The following is a 17,201-nucleotide window of genomic DNA, read 5'->3' on the forward strand; positions in this document are numbered from 1 at the left end:
GCCAGCTTAACTTTTTGTAACTATTCAGCAAGAAGCTAAAAACCGGCAGTTTGCCCTGAACTATAACTGTTCAGCAGCGCTCCAGTTGTGCGCAGGTAAGCGCAGACTCCGAGCAGCCCGGAGAACTATAGTGTGCCTATGTTTTACGGGTTGATCGGGTGCAGATGGGATGCTGCTGAGGTTACCACTTTTTTATTGAATCGAGCATTGAGGATTATACATGGCGACTAATCAATACAGATTTAAATATGATGAATATGGAAATACCAGAGAAATCCTCGTCTACGACAGCGGTCCGTCCGTTCATGCGATAAGTTTTGTCAACAAGGGAACGGCGTTCAACCTCAAAGAGAGAAAAATGCTCGGTCTCGAGGGTGTTCTGCCGCCATCTGTTCGTGATCTCGACAGCCAGGTCGAGGCGACCAAAGGCAAGGTTGAGGCGCGGCAGGACGATGTCGAAAAATTTCGGTTTATTCGCGAACTTTTTGATAGAAATGTTACCCTTGCTCATGCGGTCATAGAAAGCGATATAGAAAAATATATCGGTATTATTTATACACCTACCGTTGAACTGGCTGTACAGCAGTATTCTTCGATGTTCCGAAAGGCCAACGGCATACATTTATACCCCGGTAATATTAATAATGCCGAGGACATCCTCAGGAGATATGCTCATCGGGATATCAGGATCGCTGTAGTCACAGATAATCAGGGAGTCCTCGGGGTTGGTGACCAGGGTGTCGGAGGAATTGCCATCTGTCTCGGCAAACTGATGCTCTACACTCAGGGTGCCGGAATAGCTCCCTGGCACTGTTTGCCGATATCGCTTGATGTCGGCACGAACAATGAATCGCTGCTGGCCGATAACGAATATTTAGGTTGGCGTCATGAGCGGCTCCAGGGGGAGGAATACCTCCAGTTTATCGGCAGGTTTGCCCGTGCATTCAGGAATGTTTTCCCCCATGCAATCTGTCAATGGGAGGATTTTACCAAGCAGAATGCCTTTTCCACCCGAGATGCTTTCAGTGATGAACTGATTTCCTTCAATGAAGATATTCAGGGGACGGGAGCTATCGTGCTGGCATCTATCCTGACGGCCATGAAAATAAAAAGAGAAAAACTTACCGATCAGATATTTCTGATTCATGGTGCCGGTACATGCGGAGTAGGTGTAGCCGAACAGCTCGAACTTGCTTTAATGGAAGAAGGCCTGTCTGCCGCCAAGGCCAAGGAGAGAATATTCGCCCTCGACTCAAAAGGCATAATCTATAAAGGGCGTCAATGTGAGCTGTATAAAAAGAGATATGCCAAGGATGTCAATCAATTCCCCTGGATAAGGGAAAAAAACCTTCATCTTGAAGATATAATCGCCAAATCCGGCGCCACAGTCCTGGTCGGCACCTCGGGGCAGGGAGGATGTGTCGGCTGCTTTACTCAGGAGGTGGTAGATGCAGTTGCCGGAAATACCTCCAGGCCCGTGATCCTGCCGCTCTCCAATCCTGAGTCTGTTATTGAAGCGCAGCCGCTGGATATCTATAAGTGGACAAATGGCAGGGCCATTGTCGCCACAGGCAGCCCATTTTCACCATTTCATATTGACGGGAAGGTGTATACCACCAGGCAGGCCAGCAATGTTCTGGTCTTTCCAGGCATAGGGTTAGGCATTCTGGCTTCCGGCGCAAAGGAAGTGCTTCCCCAATTTTTTACGGCTGCAGCCAGGGCGGTGTCCGATTGTGTAACACGAGACGAAATGGAAGAAGGCTGCCTTGTTCCCCGGCTTGCCGAGCTGAAAAATATTTCACTCAAAGTTGCACTTGCGGTGGCCATGAGTGCAGTAAGAGAAGGAGTAAGCAGACCTTGTGTATTTTCAGATTTCCAACATGAAAACGATGAGCAGCGAATGAAAAAGTTGATCCGCAAGATGCGCTGGGAACCAGACTATCTGCCGCTTGTTGCTATGTAATTCCGGATATCCGGTTTTTATGATAGTCTTGAATAGTTGCGGGTTTGATTGTTTGGCAGGAATTTATCCGTTGGCTTTGGTCAATTATTTATAATTCTTTGGCATTTTGTAGCAGGGCGTGGTATTTCAGCTGAATATAACTGTGCTGGAGGTACCGGCTTATCAGCAGAACCAATCTATTGATGGCATCATAAAAAGTCCCTGCACCCCAAGGGTATCCAAAGTACTTGCTTATCTCGGGTCTTCGCTACTTTCATCCAGCCATTCGGGGAACATAGCGAATTTTTGCACTATCATCATTTTAAAATATTTTTTTTTTGAAGAGATGGATTAACAATCATTCCAATAAATTGCCTTTTAAGCTATTATTTCGAGAGATTGTCCGGCAACCTGCGGACGGTATATAAGGGACTTAAACAGGGGTTCCAGACGAGAGGGAGAAACATTCAAGATAAGCTTTCAACAAGAGGTGAAAAAAATGACAGCTAAAATTATCAGCGGTACTGAAGTAGCTAAGCAAATCAGGGAAGAACTGAAAGTAGAAATCGCCGAATTAAAAGAAAAGCACAACATTATACCAGGTCTCGTGACCATCCTAGTAGGAGAAGATCCCGCTTCACAATCATATGTTGCTGCCAAGAACAAGACCGCGCATGCCATCGGTATCCATTCCGAACAGATAACTTTAGATGCCGACACACCTGAAGACGAGCTTCTCGAGCTTGTAAGAAAATATAATTCTGATGATTCATGTAACGGCATCCTGGTCCAGTTACCTTTGCCCAAGCATATCAATGAAGGGTTGATCCTCAACGAAATCAATCCGGATAAAGATGTAGACGGATTTCACCCGGTCAATATAGGGAGAATGGTACTGGGCGAGAAATGCTTTCTTCCCTGCACACCTCATGGTGTTCTCGAACTCCTGGCCAGAAGTGGTGTAGAGACCAGTGGTGCTGAGGTGGTGATCATCGGAAGAAGCAACATCGTCGGCAAACCTATGGCAAACCTGATGATGCAGAAAAGAGAATCAGGAAATGCCACCGTCACCGTCTGCCATACCAGAACAAAAGATATGGCGGCTCACTGCCGCCGGGCCGATATAATTATTGCCGCCGTCGGTGTTCCGAAAATGGTAACCGCGGATATGGTCAAAGATGGTGTGGCTATAATGGATGTAGGAGTGAACAGAATAGGCAAGACAGAATCAGGTAAAGCTATTCTTGCCGGAGATGTTGATTTCGACGCTGTTAAGGAAAAGGCCTCGGTCATCACGCCCGTACCTGGTGGTGTCGGACCTATGACGATTACCATGCTTATGAAAAATACTCTGCAGTCTGCCAAAATGGCGGCAGGACTGATTTGATCAGATAAATAAAATCGTCCTGCGTTCAGCCGAAAGCGGCAGTTTTGCAGGGCGATTTTCATTCCCCCTATCTTTCCGCAGGAGTTTTCTCAACTCCTGTAACTTCTTCACACCTGCTGGTTCGACGCAAGATCTTTCATCAAGGTATGGAGTTCAGTAAATGATGAGCTCTCATATATTTGTTTACGTATTTGGGCGCTTCCTTTCATATGCTTAACATACCGGCCTATGTGATTTTTTATGACGGCGAGCAGGCGCTCCACATCCAGGTGTTGCTGCATCAGCTCAAGATGGCGGCTCGCTCCCTTGAAAATATCGGCTGGTAGGCCAGGACGCCCGTCCTCAGAAAAAACCCAAGGGTTCCCTAATGCACCTCTGCCGATCATGACACCGTCGCAGCCTGAAGTCCGTAATCGTTCCCGTGCCTCCTGAAAACTGCCGATATCACCGTTGCCGATAACCGGAAGGGATATTGCCTTTTTTACCTGCGCAACACACTCCCAATCGGCAATACCGGTAAATCCCTGGCTCCAGGTGCGGCCATGAATTATTGCGGCAGCAGCACCGCATTCTTCAACCATTTTGGCGAAATCGACGCAGGATATCGAGTGGGCATTGATACCTTTGCGAAATTTGACCGTTACCGGAGCCTCGCTGTTTTTGACAACCTCTCTGATAATTTTCTCAGCCAGCTCGGGTGTAGACATTAAGGCGGCCCCCGCGCCTTTTTTGGTGACTTTTTTAACGGGGCACCCCATGTTGATATCGACAAGATCAGGAGAGAAGGAATTGAGAATCCCTGCAGCCTTGGCCATCATATAGACATCGGCACCAAAAAGCTGGAACGACACCGGCTTTTCTGCAGGAAAGGAGCTGAGCATCTGCAGCGTTTTTTTCTGCTGATAAGCCAGGCCATGACAGCTGATCATTTCCGAGACGCACATTCCTGCGCCGAATTCCCGGCATAATAGCCGGAATGGTAAATCGCTGTAGCCGGCAAGTGGAGCGAGGACAAAAGGCGAAGAGAGTTGGATGTTGGCGATACTGAGCATTATTTAAAAAGCAAGAAGAAAGGCGTTAATCTCGGACAAGGGTGCTTAAGTCAATTGCCGTAAGATCAGTGAACTCCTGACATCGATGGGTATTTAACCCGCAAAGATGATGGGGAGAGAGTTGGGCGAGGAACCTTTTAAACCATTATCCATTAGCCATTAACAATTAGGCAGGTTCAGGATAGCTGCCGTCAGCATCATGTTACTCCTGGCAAACCGCCATAAAAAATGTGAGGTTGTCTCTATGGGGCTGGGCTATTATCCTGTTTCGCCGCCGCTGGTTTAGTGCCTGACGAATTATTTTCCTGGTATTTTAAAAAGCAATTCGTCTAAAGGCACTTGTCAGGCACGGCTGGGTTTGGGTGGTGCTAAAGCGTGGGCAGTTTTGTCAAAGTTTGCAGATAAATATCCTGGGAGAGTTCGTCAATAATGGTTTCAAGGGCTTTTTCTTCACTGTCACGAGTGACTGAAGAATCTGCTGAAACCACATATTCTTCGGTGCGCAGCTGGTTTGGTTGCTGGAAGAGTATTTCCCCGGTCTCGATATCCTTGAGGATATATCTGACCCTAAGGAGAAGCTTGACCTCCTGAGTCGTGTTGTTTGCACCATAAGAGAGGCTCGGCAAGTCAATAGAGATAATTTCTCCGGCCAATATCAGATCCGCGGAGGACCTGTCTTTCACAATATTCAAGGAATCACTCTTCTGGAACCACTGCAGCAACGATTGATAAATTTCTGATTCGAGCTGAAGCTCACTGGTCCTGTTTTTCCAGGAGGTGATATAGATGGATTTATCAGGCCCGGTATAAACGTAAGGATTTCTATAACCACAGGATACCACAATCAAAAGCACGCCAATACATAAAAGAATAGAGATTTTGTTTTTCAATTGTAAACTCCGTTAAGTTGTGACAACTATGATCAAATTACCAGAAATCGGTTTCTTCGCCAAAGAATGACCGAATGGTTGAGCGGTAGCGCTTATCCCCAGACAAACCTATCTAAATCTAAATGACGATATTAACAAGTTTCTTCTTTACCACAATAATTTTTTTCACAGGTTTCTCGCCAAGAAAACGTCTGATCTTTTCATCTTCCATTGTCATTTCTTTAAGAGACTGGTCATCAATATCGGCCGGCACCTCCAGACGCGAACGGACCTTGCCGTTTACCTGCAGGACTATGGTCAGCATGTCTTCTTTGGCAGCTTCCTTATCGAATTCAGGCCAGGTTCTGCTTTCTATATCATCGCTATTTCCGCATATTTGCCACATTTCCGCGGTGAAATGGGGAACCATGGGAGAGAGCAGAAGCAGCAGAGTATCCACCGCCTCCTGGATAACTGCGTCCGGGACATCGGCATCTCCGCCCTCCGCGGTGAGGGAAGAAAGAGCGTTGAACAACTCCATAACCGCACTGATAGCAGTGTTAAAATGGAAGTTCGTCTCAATGTCATGGGTTACTTTACGAATAGTCTGGTGACATTTGCGATGCAGTTCCTGTCCTTTTCCAGATAGCTTCGGCAGAGTGCTTTTGCGATCATGCAGACTTGCCTTGTTGGCATCGATGAAACGAAAAACCCGGTTAAGAAAGCGTGAAGCGCCTTCAACACCCTGGGAAGACCACTCCAGATCCCTTTCCGGCGGAGCCGCAAAGAGACTGAACAACCGTACCGTATCGGCGCCATATTCAATAACGAGATCGTGCGGGTCAACCACATTCCCTTTTGATTTTGACATCTTGGCTCCATCCTTTATCACCATTCCCTGAGTGAGCAGGTTGGTAAAGGGCTCAGCTATATCCAGGTAACCGAGGTCCCTGAGAACCTTGGTGAAAAAACGGGAGTAGAGAAGGTGAAGGATAGCATGTTCCACGCCGCCGATGTACTGGTCAACTCCAAGCCAATATGATGCTTTTGCCTTGTTCAAAGGTCCATCAGTGTAGGAAGGGCAGGTGTATCTGGCAAAGTACCATGAGGATTCAACAAAGGTGTCCATGGTGTCGGTTTCCCGTCGTGCCGGGCCGGAACAGTTTGGACATGATGTTTCAATGAAGGAATTACGCTGGTGCAGGGGCTTACAACTGCCGTCCGAAGTTGGCGTGTCCTGAGGCAGTTTCACCGGCAAATCTTCCTGCGGTACCGGCTGTATCCCGCATTTGTCGCAATAAACCATGGGAATGGGTGCTCCCCAGAATCTCTGCCTTGAGATCCCCCAGTCTCTTAACCGATACGTCGTCTGAGCTGAACCAAAAGCATTTTCTCGGGCATAATCAATAATGGCCTTCTGGGCTTCGATACTTTCCATTGAGTCGAAGTGACCGGAATTTCTCAGCACGCCGGGAAGAATGGAGGCTTCCTCCATAGTTTCTCCATCTAAATCTCGGTTTTCCGGAATGACGACTGGACGGACTTCGAGATTATATTTCCTGGCAAATTCGAAGTCCCGCTGATCGTGGGCCGGTACCGCCATGACTGCACCTGTTCCATATTCCATAAGAACGAAGTTAGCGACATAAATAGGAATTTTTTCACCATTGAAAGGATTGATGCAATACCTTCCGGTAAATATACCTTCCTTGACCGGTTCTTCCTCATGGCTGCTGCGTTGCTTTTCGGTAATGATCCGGTTGGCAAATTCTGTAACTTCTTTTTCCCTGTCGGTGCCGGCAATCAAACTGTGCAGCAACGGGTGTTCAGGAGCAAGTGAAAGAAAGGTGACGCCGAATATTGTATCCGGCCGGGTTGTGAAAATTGCAATGGATGCGTCGGCGCCGTCAACTTTAAATTCACAATTTAATCCGGTGGATTTACCTATCCAGTTGCGCTGCATGGTGAGAACCTTTTCCGGCCATCCCGTCAATGAATCGAGATCGGCGAGCAGTTCTTCGGCAAAATCGGTGATCTTGAAGAACCAGCCTTTCATTTCACGGGGAAGAACGGCTTGATCACAGCGCCAGCAAACACCTTCCACTACCTGTTCATTGGCAAGAACCGTCTGGCAGGATTCGCACCAGTTCACCGTGGTGACCTTCTGGTAAACCAGTCCCTTGCGGTACATTTCCAAAAATAATACCTGTTCCCAGTGGTAGTATTTTTCATGGCAAGTGGCTATCTCTCTTTCCCAATCATATGAAAAACCGAGCTGTTTCAGCTGATTACGCATGTAGTCAATGTTTTGATACGTCCATTCCGCAGGGTGGGTGTTATTCTTGATGGCTGCATTCTCCGCAGGAAGGCCAAAGGCATCCCAACCCATGGGATGAAGAACGTTGTAGCCGCGCATGCGCTTGTATCTGGCGACGACATCCCCAATGGAATAGTTTCTGACGTGTCCCATATGAATACGACCGGAGGGATAGGGAAACATTTCCAGGACATAGTATTTTTCCTTGGTGGAATCTTCGGAAACACTATATGATTTTTCAACTTCCCATTTTTGCTGCCATTTCGCCTCAATGGCTTTAAAGTCGTACCATAAACTGTTTGTTGTATTTTCACCCATTGGAAGACTCTCAGTTGCGCTGTGTTGATAGTGGTATTGGTGATTCCTGAAAACAGTCGAATTATTAATGGTAATCGGAATCATCAAAGTTGCTCATGTTCTCGAACATTGTGAATTCTTTAATAAATGTTAACTTGGCCACACCGGTAGGTCCATTACGCTGCTTGCCGATGATGATTTCAGCCGTACCCATGTCCGGGTTATCCTCCGACTTGTTGTAAACCTCGTCGCGATAGATAAAACAGATGATGTCGGCATCCTGTTCGATAGCGCCCGACTCGCGAAGATCCGACATCATCGGCCGTTTGTCGGTTCGGCTTTCAAGCCCACGATTCAGCTGAGAGAGGGCGAGAACAGGCACATTATGTTCTTTGGCCAATGCCTTCAATGATCTGGAAATTTCACTAATTTCCTGGGTCCTGTTTTCGGTGCTGTTTCGTCCCCGCATAAGTTGAAGATAATCGACCAGTATCATGCCTATCGGATACTGTGAAGCAAGTCTGCGTACTTTTGACCGCATTTCCAAGACGGAGATCGCCGGAGTATCATCGATATAGAGCGGAGCCTCAGACAGCATGCCAACTGCGCGAGTCAGCTTGGGCCAATCTTCATCGTGAAGTTTGCCCGTGCGAATTCTCTGTGAATCTATTCTGCCGACAGAACTCAACAATCGCATGGTAAGTTGTTCCTTTGACATTTCCAGACTGAAAATCGCCACTCCTGTTTTTTCTACCAGAGCGGCATGTTGAGCGATATTCATGGCAAAGGCTGTTTTTCCCATGGATGGCCTTCCCGCCAGGATGATAAGATCGGAAGGCTGCAGTCCGGCGGTCATTTTATCAATTTCAAAATATCCGGTCGGTACCCCGGTAATGAGTTCCTTGCGTTTGAAGAGCTGTTCGATTTTTTCAAAGGCTGTCGGGATAATTTCTTTTAAAGGAGTGAAATTCTGCCCGCTTTTCTTCCCCGCAATATCAAAGATCGCCTGCTCGGCGTCATCGACAAGCTGGTCTATCTCACCCTGTTCGTCGTAACACCTGCCGGCAATTTCGGTATTAACTTCTATGAGTTTTCGTAAGACGGCTTTTTGTTTAATGATGTTGGCATATGATGAGATATTGGCTGTAACCGGCACAATAGAAGTGAGATTGGCCAGATATGCAGCACCGCCAACCTGATCAAGGGAATTTTGATCCTTGAGATAATTGGCCAGGGTAATGATGTCATGCGGGTCATTTTTTTCAAACAATGACATCATCGCATGGAAGATGATCCGATGCGCGGGAGAATAAAAATCATCAGGATGCAACACTTCAACAACATTGCCGAAAGCATTGTTTTTGAGCAGGATGGAGCCGAGGACGGATTGTTCAGCCTCAAGGTTCTGGGGGGGGACTCTGGACTGTGCTAATGAAGTTGACGGATTACTCATTGTCTTTTCTTTCTACACTGTTTTTTGAAAACACAAACACACCATAGAGAGCATTATCTCATATGGTGTGTAGAGGTCGAACGGGTCCGGACACCGGCAAAACTTCATGAAGCTGATCAATATCTCTGTTTGGCCGGATTTCAAATTACATTTACTCGTTAGTATCCTTGGCAGAAACTTTTATTTGAATATCTGCTGTTATCTCAAAACCAACTTTAATTGGAACAGTGGTGACGCCGACGGTTTTGATAGGATTGGGAAGAACAATTTGCCGTTTGTCGATATGTATGTTGTGCTCTGCAAGCTTTTCGCAGATATCGCCGCTGGTTACCGAGCCGAAAAGCCTCTCGTCCTCGCCGACGAGCTGTGTAATCTCAACAGAAATACCGGCAAGTTTCTTGGCGAGCGCCTCCGCTTCTTTACGCTCTTTTGCAAGACGCGCTTCAATGATTGCCCGATTTTTTTCAAAAAGGGCTTTGTTCTGAGCGTTGGCGATAACGGCCTTGCCTTTAGGCAGCAGGTAGTTCCGCCCAAAACCGGGCTTTACCTTTACTACATCGCCTTCCTGGCCAAGTGAATTAATAGTTTCTTTAAGAATGAGCTCCATTTTTTGACTCCCTCAATAGTACTGGAAAGAATAATCTATCGTAAATAGTTGTTATTCCGTATCAGTGGTATCATTTTTTTGTTCTGAATGTATTCGCCTTATGTCGAACCATACATCAGCTACCCCGGCAACGATTAAAAGAACCGTACCAAAGGACTGTAAAATTATCATTATATAGATGAGCGAACGGACCAGTCGTGGAATATTCCATTTATCCAGCAAAAAAGCAAGTATGGCCAGTCCTTGAAAACTGTATAGTATGGTAATAATAATTACACAGTTTATTGCAGCGATTCGGATCATATTACCAGGTATCATTGCAGCAACACCTGAAATAATCAACCCCCAAACCAACGTTTCGGGCAGGCACCAGCAGCGGTAGTCCGGCCAGGGTTGAGCAGCTCCAGTTTTGGGGAGTAATGCGTTACCCAGCACCAGCGTCACCCAGGAAACAAGAAGCAGTATACCGCCTAGAATCGCTGGCATAATCAAGGGAGCGCCTGCTTTTACCTGCTCCAGAGTCTGCTCCAGCATGGCAAAATTTTCAGCAGACAAACTGTCGCTTGCTCTGTATTGCCTTAAAGCCTCATCTATGCCGTGATGAAGCGATGCGGTAACAGCCTGAAAAAAAGAAATTTCACTGTTGATAAGCAATATGCCGAAAAACAGAAAAAAGGATAAACATAACGTCAGCCATGCTTTTAAACCAGCCTGCCAGGGTAAATCTCCGCGTTGAGCCGCGTAGGCTGCAGCATATCCAGCCGGCAAAAGTGCTGTAGAAAAAAATACCAGCTCCAGGCTTTGGAATAAGTAGCCCAAAAAAAGAGCGGCGGGCCCTGCGATTACCAAGTGGTTGTTAGTATATCTCCACCCATATTTGTTGATGAAAAAGAAAACAAGCAGGGGTAGAAAGCAGCTGGTCCAGCCAAATACCATCCACATTGTGCTCGGCAGCAGCAAGGCCAGGGCAAGCAGGACTATATGTGCCAGATTTTTCTTTCTCTCAGGTTTTTTTTCAACCTGCTTGGCCACAATAAAAATTCCTAGTAATGAGTGTCTTGAAAATTGTTTTCCTCAGGTGGTCCTTTAGAGGAAAACAATTTTCCAAAAAGACACTACACCCCCTTAAGGGATACTGTAAAATCTAACTTGGCCGATTATCCCTGCAGAGATCCGGAATAGGGCAGCAGGGCTATCTGGCGTGCCCGCTTGATCGCCTCGCAAAGATGCCTCTGATGAGTGGCACATGTTCCGACGATGCGGCGGGGTATAATTTTTCCTCTCTCTGAGACGAAATTCCTTAAGGTTTTTATATCCTTGTAGTCTATGGTCGCTTCTTTGTCAGCACAGAACCGACAGACCTTTTTCCTTGAGAATAATCTTTTTTGTGGTCTTTGTGCCATAACTTGCTCCTATATCGTATGCGTTGTTTCCACGCTGTTTTAGTTTCTTTACGATTGTGTTCCTGTTATTTTGCAGGGAAATAATCTATCCAGAGGTTCTGAATACTGCCAGGAATTTGTTGAAAACCCCTTCGCTGCTTTTATTCCGCCTCTGAATCAGATATCTCCGAATCTTCTTCTTCTTCTTCTTCTTCTTCTTCTTCTTTTTCGACCTCAGTAGCTTCAGCGTCTTCGGATTCTTCCTCGGCGACGGTTTTGTTTGCCGCTAAAGTTGTTGCTTCGGCTATCTCTTCTTCAGTGATAACGTCGGCTGTCTTGATTGTCATGTACCGGAGTACTGCGTCCTCGATACGGAATTTACGTTCCATCTCGGCAACCGCTTCAGGCGTACCAGAGTAATCGGAGTATATATAGAACCCCTGAATCTCTTTTTTGATCGGATAGGCCAATTTCTTCATGCCCCATCTGTCGAGTTCAATAATTTGCCCGCCGTCACCTGTAATGACTGCGGTTGAATTATCAACGATGATGTTGATTTCTTCTTCATTCAATGAAGGACGAAGAATATAGATTGTTTCATACCTACGCATGTGTTCCTCCTCGTGGACTCATGGTTTAAGGGATTGTTTGTCCCTTGTTGGTGGCCCTCGCTTTCCTGTTGTTTTCAAGCAGAGAGCGAAGAGGTAGCAGCCGCAGCCGAAATGGTGCGGTGCATACTTGTTGACTGTAACTGGTTCCTCAAAATTTAAGGCATTAAATCATGAAGAACAGAGCAGTATAGGTTAAACCAGCGAATGTGTCAAATAATTCCTTTTTTTTCCTCTCTTTTTATCTTCTCCCACTGAAGACGCAGATCCTCGTCATTTTGTATCTCTTTGCCGGCAAAAACATGTGGATGGCGTCGTATCAGCTTGGCATCTATCTCGTTAATGCTGTCGTTAAAAGTAAATTGTTCATTTTCCGCATGGATCTCGGCCAACATTATAAGAATATAAAGCACATCTCCGATTTCTTCACAGATATTTCCTGTATCATCATTATCAATTGCCTGGAGAAGCTCACCGACTTCTTCTTTGAGATATTTTTGCAGAGAGTCAGTTGTCTGTTTTTTATCCCAGGGACATCCCTGAGGTCCGCGCAGAATTTGAATGGTATTAAGTAATTTGTCAATAGATATAGTGCTGTTTTTCATAAATATAAGAGATATAATCTGTGTCCTGCAACAAAAAGCTAGCAATATTTTGAGAGATGCTTTAGGTTGTTAGACAGCTACGGAGAGAGATAGTTATTCGCACCTGATAAAGTAAAAAAAATGTTGACATAGGTCACCTGACCAACTAATTAGGTTTGCTTTCCGGTGAAATATGACAATATGGATGCAGCCTCAAAAAATAAATCTGAAGGTAAATTAACTCATTTAGTAAATATATGCTATCAAGCATAGCTATAAAAAATCAGTTTTTACATTAACAGTTAAAATCAGTGAAGAAGGAATAAAATGGAAGACGACAAGAAACAAAACATACTATTAGAGAAGCATAAGGATATTGCCCGAATCGACCAGGAATCCAAACGCACCCACGGTTGGTATGTGCGGGTTCGTTTTCTGGGTAAGACTCATTCAAAATTTTTCTCCGATAAAAAGTGTGGCGGACGTTATTCAAGCCTGCTTTCCGCTATCTCCTGGAGAGACAAGACAGAAGGCAAGCTCGGTAAAATTCGTACCAATAAGCACATGGTTACCGTCAGCAACTCCGGAACCGGAGTTGTCGGAGTGAGGTTGAATGACAAATTGAACAGGTATGAAGTAAGTTGGGTTACCGACAGCGGCAAACAAGGCAAGACATCAGTTTCCATTGCCAAACACGGCAAAAAAAATGCTTTCAATAAAGCATGCTCAATCCGAAAGCAGAAGGAATTTGAAAGATTGGGCTATACCACCTGATCTTGCTTAAAGATGATTGGCCTCTGGGTTGGGTTGTAAGGCAAGGGAACAGAAGCAGTATTCTTCTTCTGTTCCCTTTTTTGTTGTGATGGACTCGTAAAAAAAATCACGATCGGCTCATTTCGGTTTCTACGTTTAGTTTAAAGAGCTTTTTTAGAATCCATCCCAATGACTTTTAGTAAGATCACCTATTGTGAGAACAGATAGGGAAGGTATTCCATTTTCATGGAAACTGCTGTATATTAAAAATAAATATTGACATAAGTCTCATTAAAGTGTCAAATTCAATGTTCTGGTAAAAATAATTATATTGTAATTGAATAACTTGCGTAGATGAGGATCATATAATGTATGCTATAGTCCGTACCGGTGGAAAACAGTATCAGGTTGCCCAGGGAGATCAACTCCGCGTCGAGAAAATCAACGGTGAGGTTGGTGATACTGTCGAGCTCAATGATGTACTCATGGTTGTCAATGAAGAAAATGTTGATATCGGTACGCCGCAGCTTGAAAATGCTAAGGTAAGCGCGACCATTGTTGAGCAGGGAAAAGCAAAGAAAGTAATTGTTTTCAAAAAGAAAAGAAGAAAGGGATATCGCCTGAAGCAGGGACACAGGCAGCTCTACACTGCTCTTGCGATCAAAGAAATTACGGTGTAAACCTTCGGTGACGTAAAACTGGTGTCCGCCAGGAATGAACAATTTCGAACTACGCTATCTGTTCCTCATTGAACACATGGAGTTAGAGTGAATTTTTGCATTTATGGATGGGCACAAGCTGTAATAAGGAGTAAGAAATGGCACATAAGAAAGCGGGCGGAAGTTCAAGAAACGGTCGTGACAGCAAAGGACAGCGTAGAGGCGTAAAGAAATTTGGTGGAGAAGAAGTCAAGGCGGGCAATATAATTGTGCGTCAGCTTGGAACCAAGATTCATCCCGGTACCAACGTAGGTTGTGGGCGGGATTACACCTTATTTGCTAAAATAGACGGCGTTGTAACGTTTGAGGCATTCGGAAAAGACAGAAAGAGAGTCAGTATTTACCCTGCAGCATAGAAACTCCGATAACCATCAATGCCGTCAGGCTAGGCCTTTTAAAAAAATGAAAACTCGACCTCATGGAATTGATGGTCGAGTTTTTTTGTGCGGTTACACTCTCCTTGTCATCCAAGCTGTTATTTGCTGCGGTCTCTCCGTTCTCCTGGATTCAACAGGCAACATCAACAAAAAGAGTAATTGAAGTTTTTCCTCTGATGTTTCAGGATGAGAAAAGAACCGATAATCTGGATTGATAATCTCCTGAAGTCATCCGATAAGTGCAGATTTCGGGAAGGATCGAAATCAGAAGTGTGTGAAACGGTAATTCGGCACTACACGTGGTACGGCGAATCGTCGTGTCAGATCTACAACGATGTAGATCGAGCTTTTCACGAATCCATTTGGATAGATAATCATCCGGGAATACTCCTTCCTTATTCTCTTTCTTGATGCAGATAAATTATCATTATACACAGTTCCCGGTGAGAAAACTGAAATGACCTTTATAGATGAAGCCAAATTTAATGTAAAAGCCGGAGATGGTGGGAACGGATGCGTTAGCTTCCGAAGAGAGAAGTACGTTCCCAAAGGCGGCCCCAATGGTGGCGATGGTGGCCATGGGGGCAGTGTGGTCATCGTTGCCAGCAGCAAACTCCATTCTCTCATCGATTTCAGATTCAGATCCCATTTCAAAGCTGAAAGAGGCATGCATGGTCAGGGAAAGAACATGCACGGCAGGAAAGGGAAAGATTGTATCGTCACGGTTCCCGTGGGATCTGTGATCAAAGATGCTGAGAGCAATGATATCCTGGCTGATCTGGTCCATGAGGGTGACCGGTTCATTGCTGCTGAGGGCGGTTCCGGAGGTCTAGGCAACAGCCATTTTGCCAGCGGTTCAAACAGGACACCTCGATTTGCCACAAAAGGAAAGGAAGGGGAGGAGAGGTGGCTGAAAATCGAACTCAAGCTTATAGCGGACGTAGGTTTGGTCGGATTGCCCAATGCCGGTAAATCGACGCTTTTGTCAAAATTGTCTGCAGCTAATCCCAAAATTGCCGATTACCCGTTTACTACTCTGGAACCGCAGCTTGGAGTACTTCACCTTCCCTATCACAAAAGCTGTATCATTGCCGATATACCCGGACTCATAGAGGGAGCAAGCGAAGGAGTTGGTTTGGGCCATATCTTTTTGCGGCATATTGAAAGAACTAAAATCCTTCTTCATGTAATTGATGCTTCTCAGGAAAATGCAGTTCCTGATTTTAAAATAATTAATGCAGAACTGGAAAACTATAAAGAGGAGCTGCTGCAGAGAAAACACCTTGTTGTTCTCAATAAATCTGATATTACTGATGTCAAACGACTGGAGAATCTGAAGAAATACTTTGAACAAGAAGGATATCAAGCCGTGGAAATATCTGCTCTTCAGGAGGACAATATAGAATCCTTGAAAGAATTAATCGGCAATATTCTATTCTTAGACTCTTGATAATATAATGAAAAGCTGCTACCAACTTAGATGACTGGATAGTTAGTTTTATAAGGATCAGGTTGGAGATCGGGCTATTTCGACAGCATCACTATGATTGGGTTAATTACGGTGCGAAAATTCTCTAGTTATAGCTCAGGGGCCCGTCTGAACCTTTTTCCGGAATATATGTACTCGTCAGACGATATTCTCTCGTTTGAGAGAAATTTTCCTCCTGATGTTATCACTGGGAAATGATATGACATTACAACATATTAAAGATCACGAACTTCAATGCCGAGATGCTTTGTTTGCCAGGGCAAAACGAATCGTTATAAAGGTTGGAAGCGCTGTTTTGACCTCTTCCAATAGCATGAATCTTGAAGTTATTGAAAACATCGCCAAAGAGATCTCCTTTCTGCACAGCAGCGGCAGGGAAGTTATCCTGGTGAGCTCGGGAGCAGTAGCCGCAGGGAAAAACAAAATCTCCTTCATCGATGATAGAGATATTTCTTTGCAGGAAAAACAGGCCTTGGCCGCAATCGGCCAATCTCATTTAATGCATATTTACGACTCGGCTTTTCTGAAACACGGGAAAAATATAGCTCAAGCCCTGTTGACGCATGCCGATCTTGCTCATAGAGACAGGTATGTCAACTTCAAAAATACCATCTTCACCCTTCTGAAAATGGGAGTCATCCCCATTATTAATGAAAATGACACGGTTGCAACAGAGGAACTCCAGTTTGGTGATAATGATAATCTGGGAGCACTTGTCACTAATCTCATCGAAGCCGATATGTTCATTTGTCTGACTGATGTAGATTGCCTTTACACCGCAAATCCTGGGACCGACAGCACTGCAGAACCCGTCCATACAGTTGTCGAGGTCAACGAGGACATTGAGCGAATGGCCGGCCATAGCAAGAGCGCCTTGGGAACAGGCGGCATGCGCAGCAAAATTTTAGCGGCGAAAAAGGTGGCTGCCGGGGGTGGCTCATCTTTCATTGGACCCGGGAGAATGGAAGGAATTCTACAAAAAATATTTTCAGGTGAAATGATAGGCACCTTTTTCCTGCCCCAGGGAAGAAAACTTCAGGGCAGGAAGCAGTGGATCGCCTTCGTTTTAAAGCCCAAAGGTATTTTAGAGTTGGATTGCGGAGCAGGTCAGGCCATATGCTGTAACGGCAGAAGCCTGCTGCCCTCCGGTATAGTCTCTGTCAAAGGAAAATTTAATGTGGGTGAGTCCGTTCAATGTGTTGATAGCGAAGGTCGCATTATTGCCATAGGCACTACCAATTACCGGGCAGAGGAGATAGACCGTATAAAAGGTTCCAACTCGGGAAAGATCCAAAATATACTTGGACATCGAGAGAGTGATGTCGTCATTCACAGGGACAACCTCGTTATTTTGTAATGGTATAC

The 17,201-nt window shown here is 45.3% G+C and carries 16 protein-coding genes; 7 read left to right on the top strand and 9 right to left on the bottom strand.

Going from position 1 to position 17,201, the window contains the following annotated elements; translation table 11 throughout:
- Nucleotides 1-220: 220 nt before the first annotated feature.
- Nucleotides 221-1,963, top strand: coding sequence for an NAD-dependent malic enzyme (locus JWG88_RS00750; protein ID WP_205231771.1), 1,743 nt, complete (start codon nucleotides 221-223; stop codon nucleotides 1,961-1,963).
- Between the two features lie 478 nt (nucleotides 1,964-2,441).
- The gene (locus tag JWG88_RS00755) at nucleotides 2,442-3,329 is read left to right on the top strand and encodes a bifunctional 5,10-methylenetetrahydrofolate dehydrogenase/5,10-methenyltetrahydrofolate cyclohydrolase (protein ID WP_205231772.1); all 888 of its coding nucleotides are present in this window, start codon (nucleotides 2,442-2,444) and stop codon (nucleotides 3,327-3,329) included.
- Between the two features lie 107 nt (nucleotides 3,330-3,436).
- Here the strand turns inward: JWG88_RS00755 and dusB are convergent, their stop codons facing one another.
- From dusB to JWG88_RS00800, 9 genes are all read right to left on the bottom strand, one after another.
- Nucleotides 3,437-4,381, bottom strand: a complete 945-nt coding sequence (dusB, locus tag JWG88_RS00760; protein ID WP_205231773.1) for a tRNA dihydrouridine synthase DusB — start codon at nucleotides 4,379-4,381, stop codon at nucleotides 3,437-3,439.
- 368 nt (nucleotides 4,382-4,749) lie between these two features.
- Nucleotides 4,750-5,271 (bottom strand): LPS assembly lipoprotein LptE, encoded by a 522-nt coding sequence (lptE, locus tag JWG88_RS00765; RefSeq protein WP_205231774.1) that lies wholly within the window; start codon nucleotides 5,269-5,271, stop codon nucleotides 4,750-4,752.
- 118 nt (nucleotides 5,272-5,389) lie between these two features.
- Nucleotides 5,390-7,885: a leucine--tRNA ligase gene (leuS, locus tag JWG88_RS00770; protein ID WP_205231775.1), complete on the bottom strand. Its 2,496-nt coding sequence runs from the start codon at nucleotides 7,883-7,885 to the stop codon at nucleotides 5,390-5,392.
- A gap of 64 nt (nucleotides 7,886-7,949) precedes the next feature.
- Complete coding sequence (gene dnaB / locus JWG88_RS00775) at nucleotides 7,950-9,317, bottom strand: replicative DNA helicase (RefSeq protein ID WP_205231776.1); 1,368 nt, start codon at nucleotides 9,315-9,317, stop codon at nucleotides 7,950-7,952.
- Nucleotides 9,318-9,468: 151 nt separating this feature from the next.
- Nucleotides 9,469-9,924 (bottom strand): 50S ribosomal protein L9, encoded by a 456-nt coding sequence (gene rplI / locus JWG88_RS00780; RefSeq protein WP_205231777.1) that lies wholly within the window; start codon nucleotides 9,922-9,924, stop codon nucleotides 9,469-9,471.
- A 51-nt stretch (nucleotides 9,925-9,975) separates the two neighbouring features.
- On the bottom strand, nucleotides 9,976-10,956 hold the full coding sequence (locus JWG88_RS00785; RefSeq protein WP_205231778.1) for a DUF2232 domain-containing protein: 981 nt from the start codon (nucleotides 10,954-10,956) through the stop codon (nucleotides 9,976-9,978).
- A gap of 125 nt (nucleotides 10,957-11,081) precedes the next feature.
- Nucleotides 11,082-11,327: a 30S ribosomal protein S18 gene (gene rpsR, locus JWG88_RS00790; RefSeq protein ID WP_205231779.1), complete on the bottom strand. Its 246-nt coding sequence runs from the start codon at nucleotides 11,325-11,327 to the stop codon at nucleotides 11,082-11,084.
- A 140-nt stretch (nucleotides 11,328-11,467) separates the two neighbouring features.
- Nucleotides 11,468-11,917 (bottom strand): 30S ribosomal protein S6, encoded by a 450-nt coding sequence (rpsF, locus tag JWG88_RS00795; RefSeq protein ID WP_205231780.1) that lies wholly within the window; start codon nucleotides 11,915-11,917, stop codon nucleotides 11,468-11,470.
- A 209-nt stretch (nucleotides 11,918-12,126) separates the two neighbouring features.
- Complete coding sequence (locus JWG88_RS00800; RefSeq protein ID WP_205231781.1) at nucleotides 12,127-12,519, bottom strand: MazG nucleotide pyrophosphohydrolase domain-containing protein; 393 nt, start codon at nucleotides 12,517-12,519, stop codon at nucleotides 12,127-12,129.
- Between the two features lie 306 nt (nucleotides 12,520-12,825).
- Here JWG88_RS00800 and JWG88_RS00805 point away from each other — a divergent pair, with 306 nt between their 5' ends.
- The 5 genes from JWG88_RS00805 to proB all read left to right on the top strand — a co-directional run bounded on the left by JWG88_RS00805 (nucleotide 12,826) and on the right by proB (nucleotide 17,193).
- A complete protein-coding gene (locus JWG88_RS00805) occupies nucleotides 12,826-13,272 on the top strand; it encodes an AP2 domain-containing protein (RefSeq protein WP_205231782.1) in 447 nt (148 codons plus the stop codon).
- 347 nt (nucleotides 13,273-13,619) lie between these two features.
- Nucleotides 13,620-13,931, top strand: a complete 312-nt coding sequence (rplU, locus tag JWG88_RS00810; protein WP_205231783.1) for a 50S ribosomal protein L21 — start codon at nucleotides 13,620-13,622, stop codon at nucleotides 13,929-13,931.
- A gap of 137 nt (nucleotides 13,932-14,068) precedes the next feature.
- Nucleotides 14,069-14,326, top strand: a complete 258-nt coding sequence (rpmA, locus tag JWG88_RS00815; protein ID WP_205231784.1) for a 50S ribosomal protein L27 — start codon at nucleotides 14,069-14,071, stop codon at nucleotides 14,324-14,326.
- 478 nt (nucleotides 14,327-14,804) lie between these two features.
- Nucleotides 14,805-15,797, top strand: a complete 993-nt coding sequence (gene obgE, locus JWG88_RS00820; protein ID WP_205231785.1) for a GTPase ObgE — start codon at nucleotides 14,805-14,807, stop codon at nucleotides 15,795-15,797.
- Between the two features lie 238 nt (nucleotides 15,798-16,035).
- Nucleotides 16,036-17,193, top strand: a complete 1,158-nt coding sequence (gene proB, locus JWG88_RS00825; protein ID WP_205231786.1) for a glutamate 5-kinase — start codon at nucleotides 16,036-16,038, stop codon at nucleotides 17,191-17,193.
- The last annotated feature ends 8 nt before the right edge of the window (nucleotides 17,194-17,201 follow it).

The sequence above is a fragment of the Desulfopila inferna genome (assembly GCF_016919005.1).
GTDB lineage: Bacteria > Desulfobacterota > Desulfobulbia > Desulfobulbales > Desulfocapsaceae > Desulfopila_A > Desulfopila_A inferna.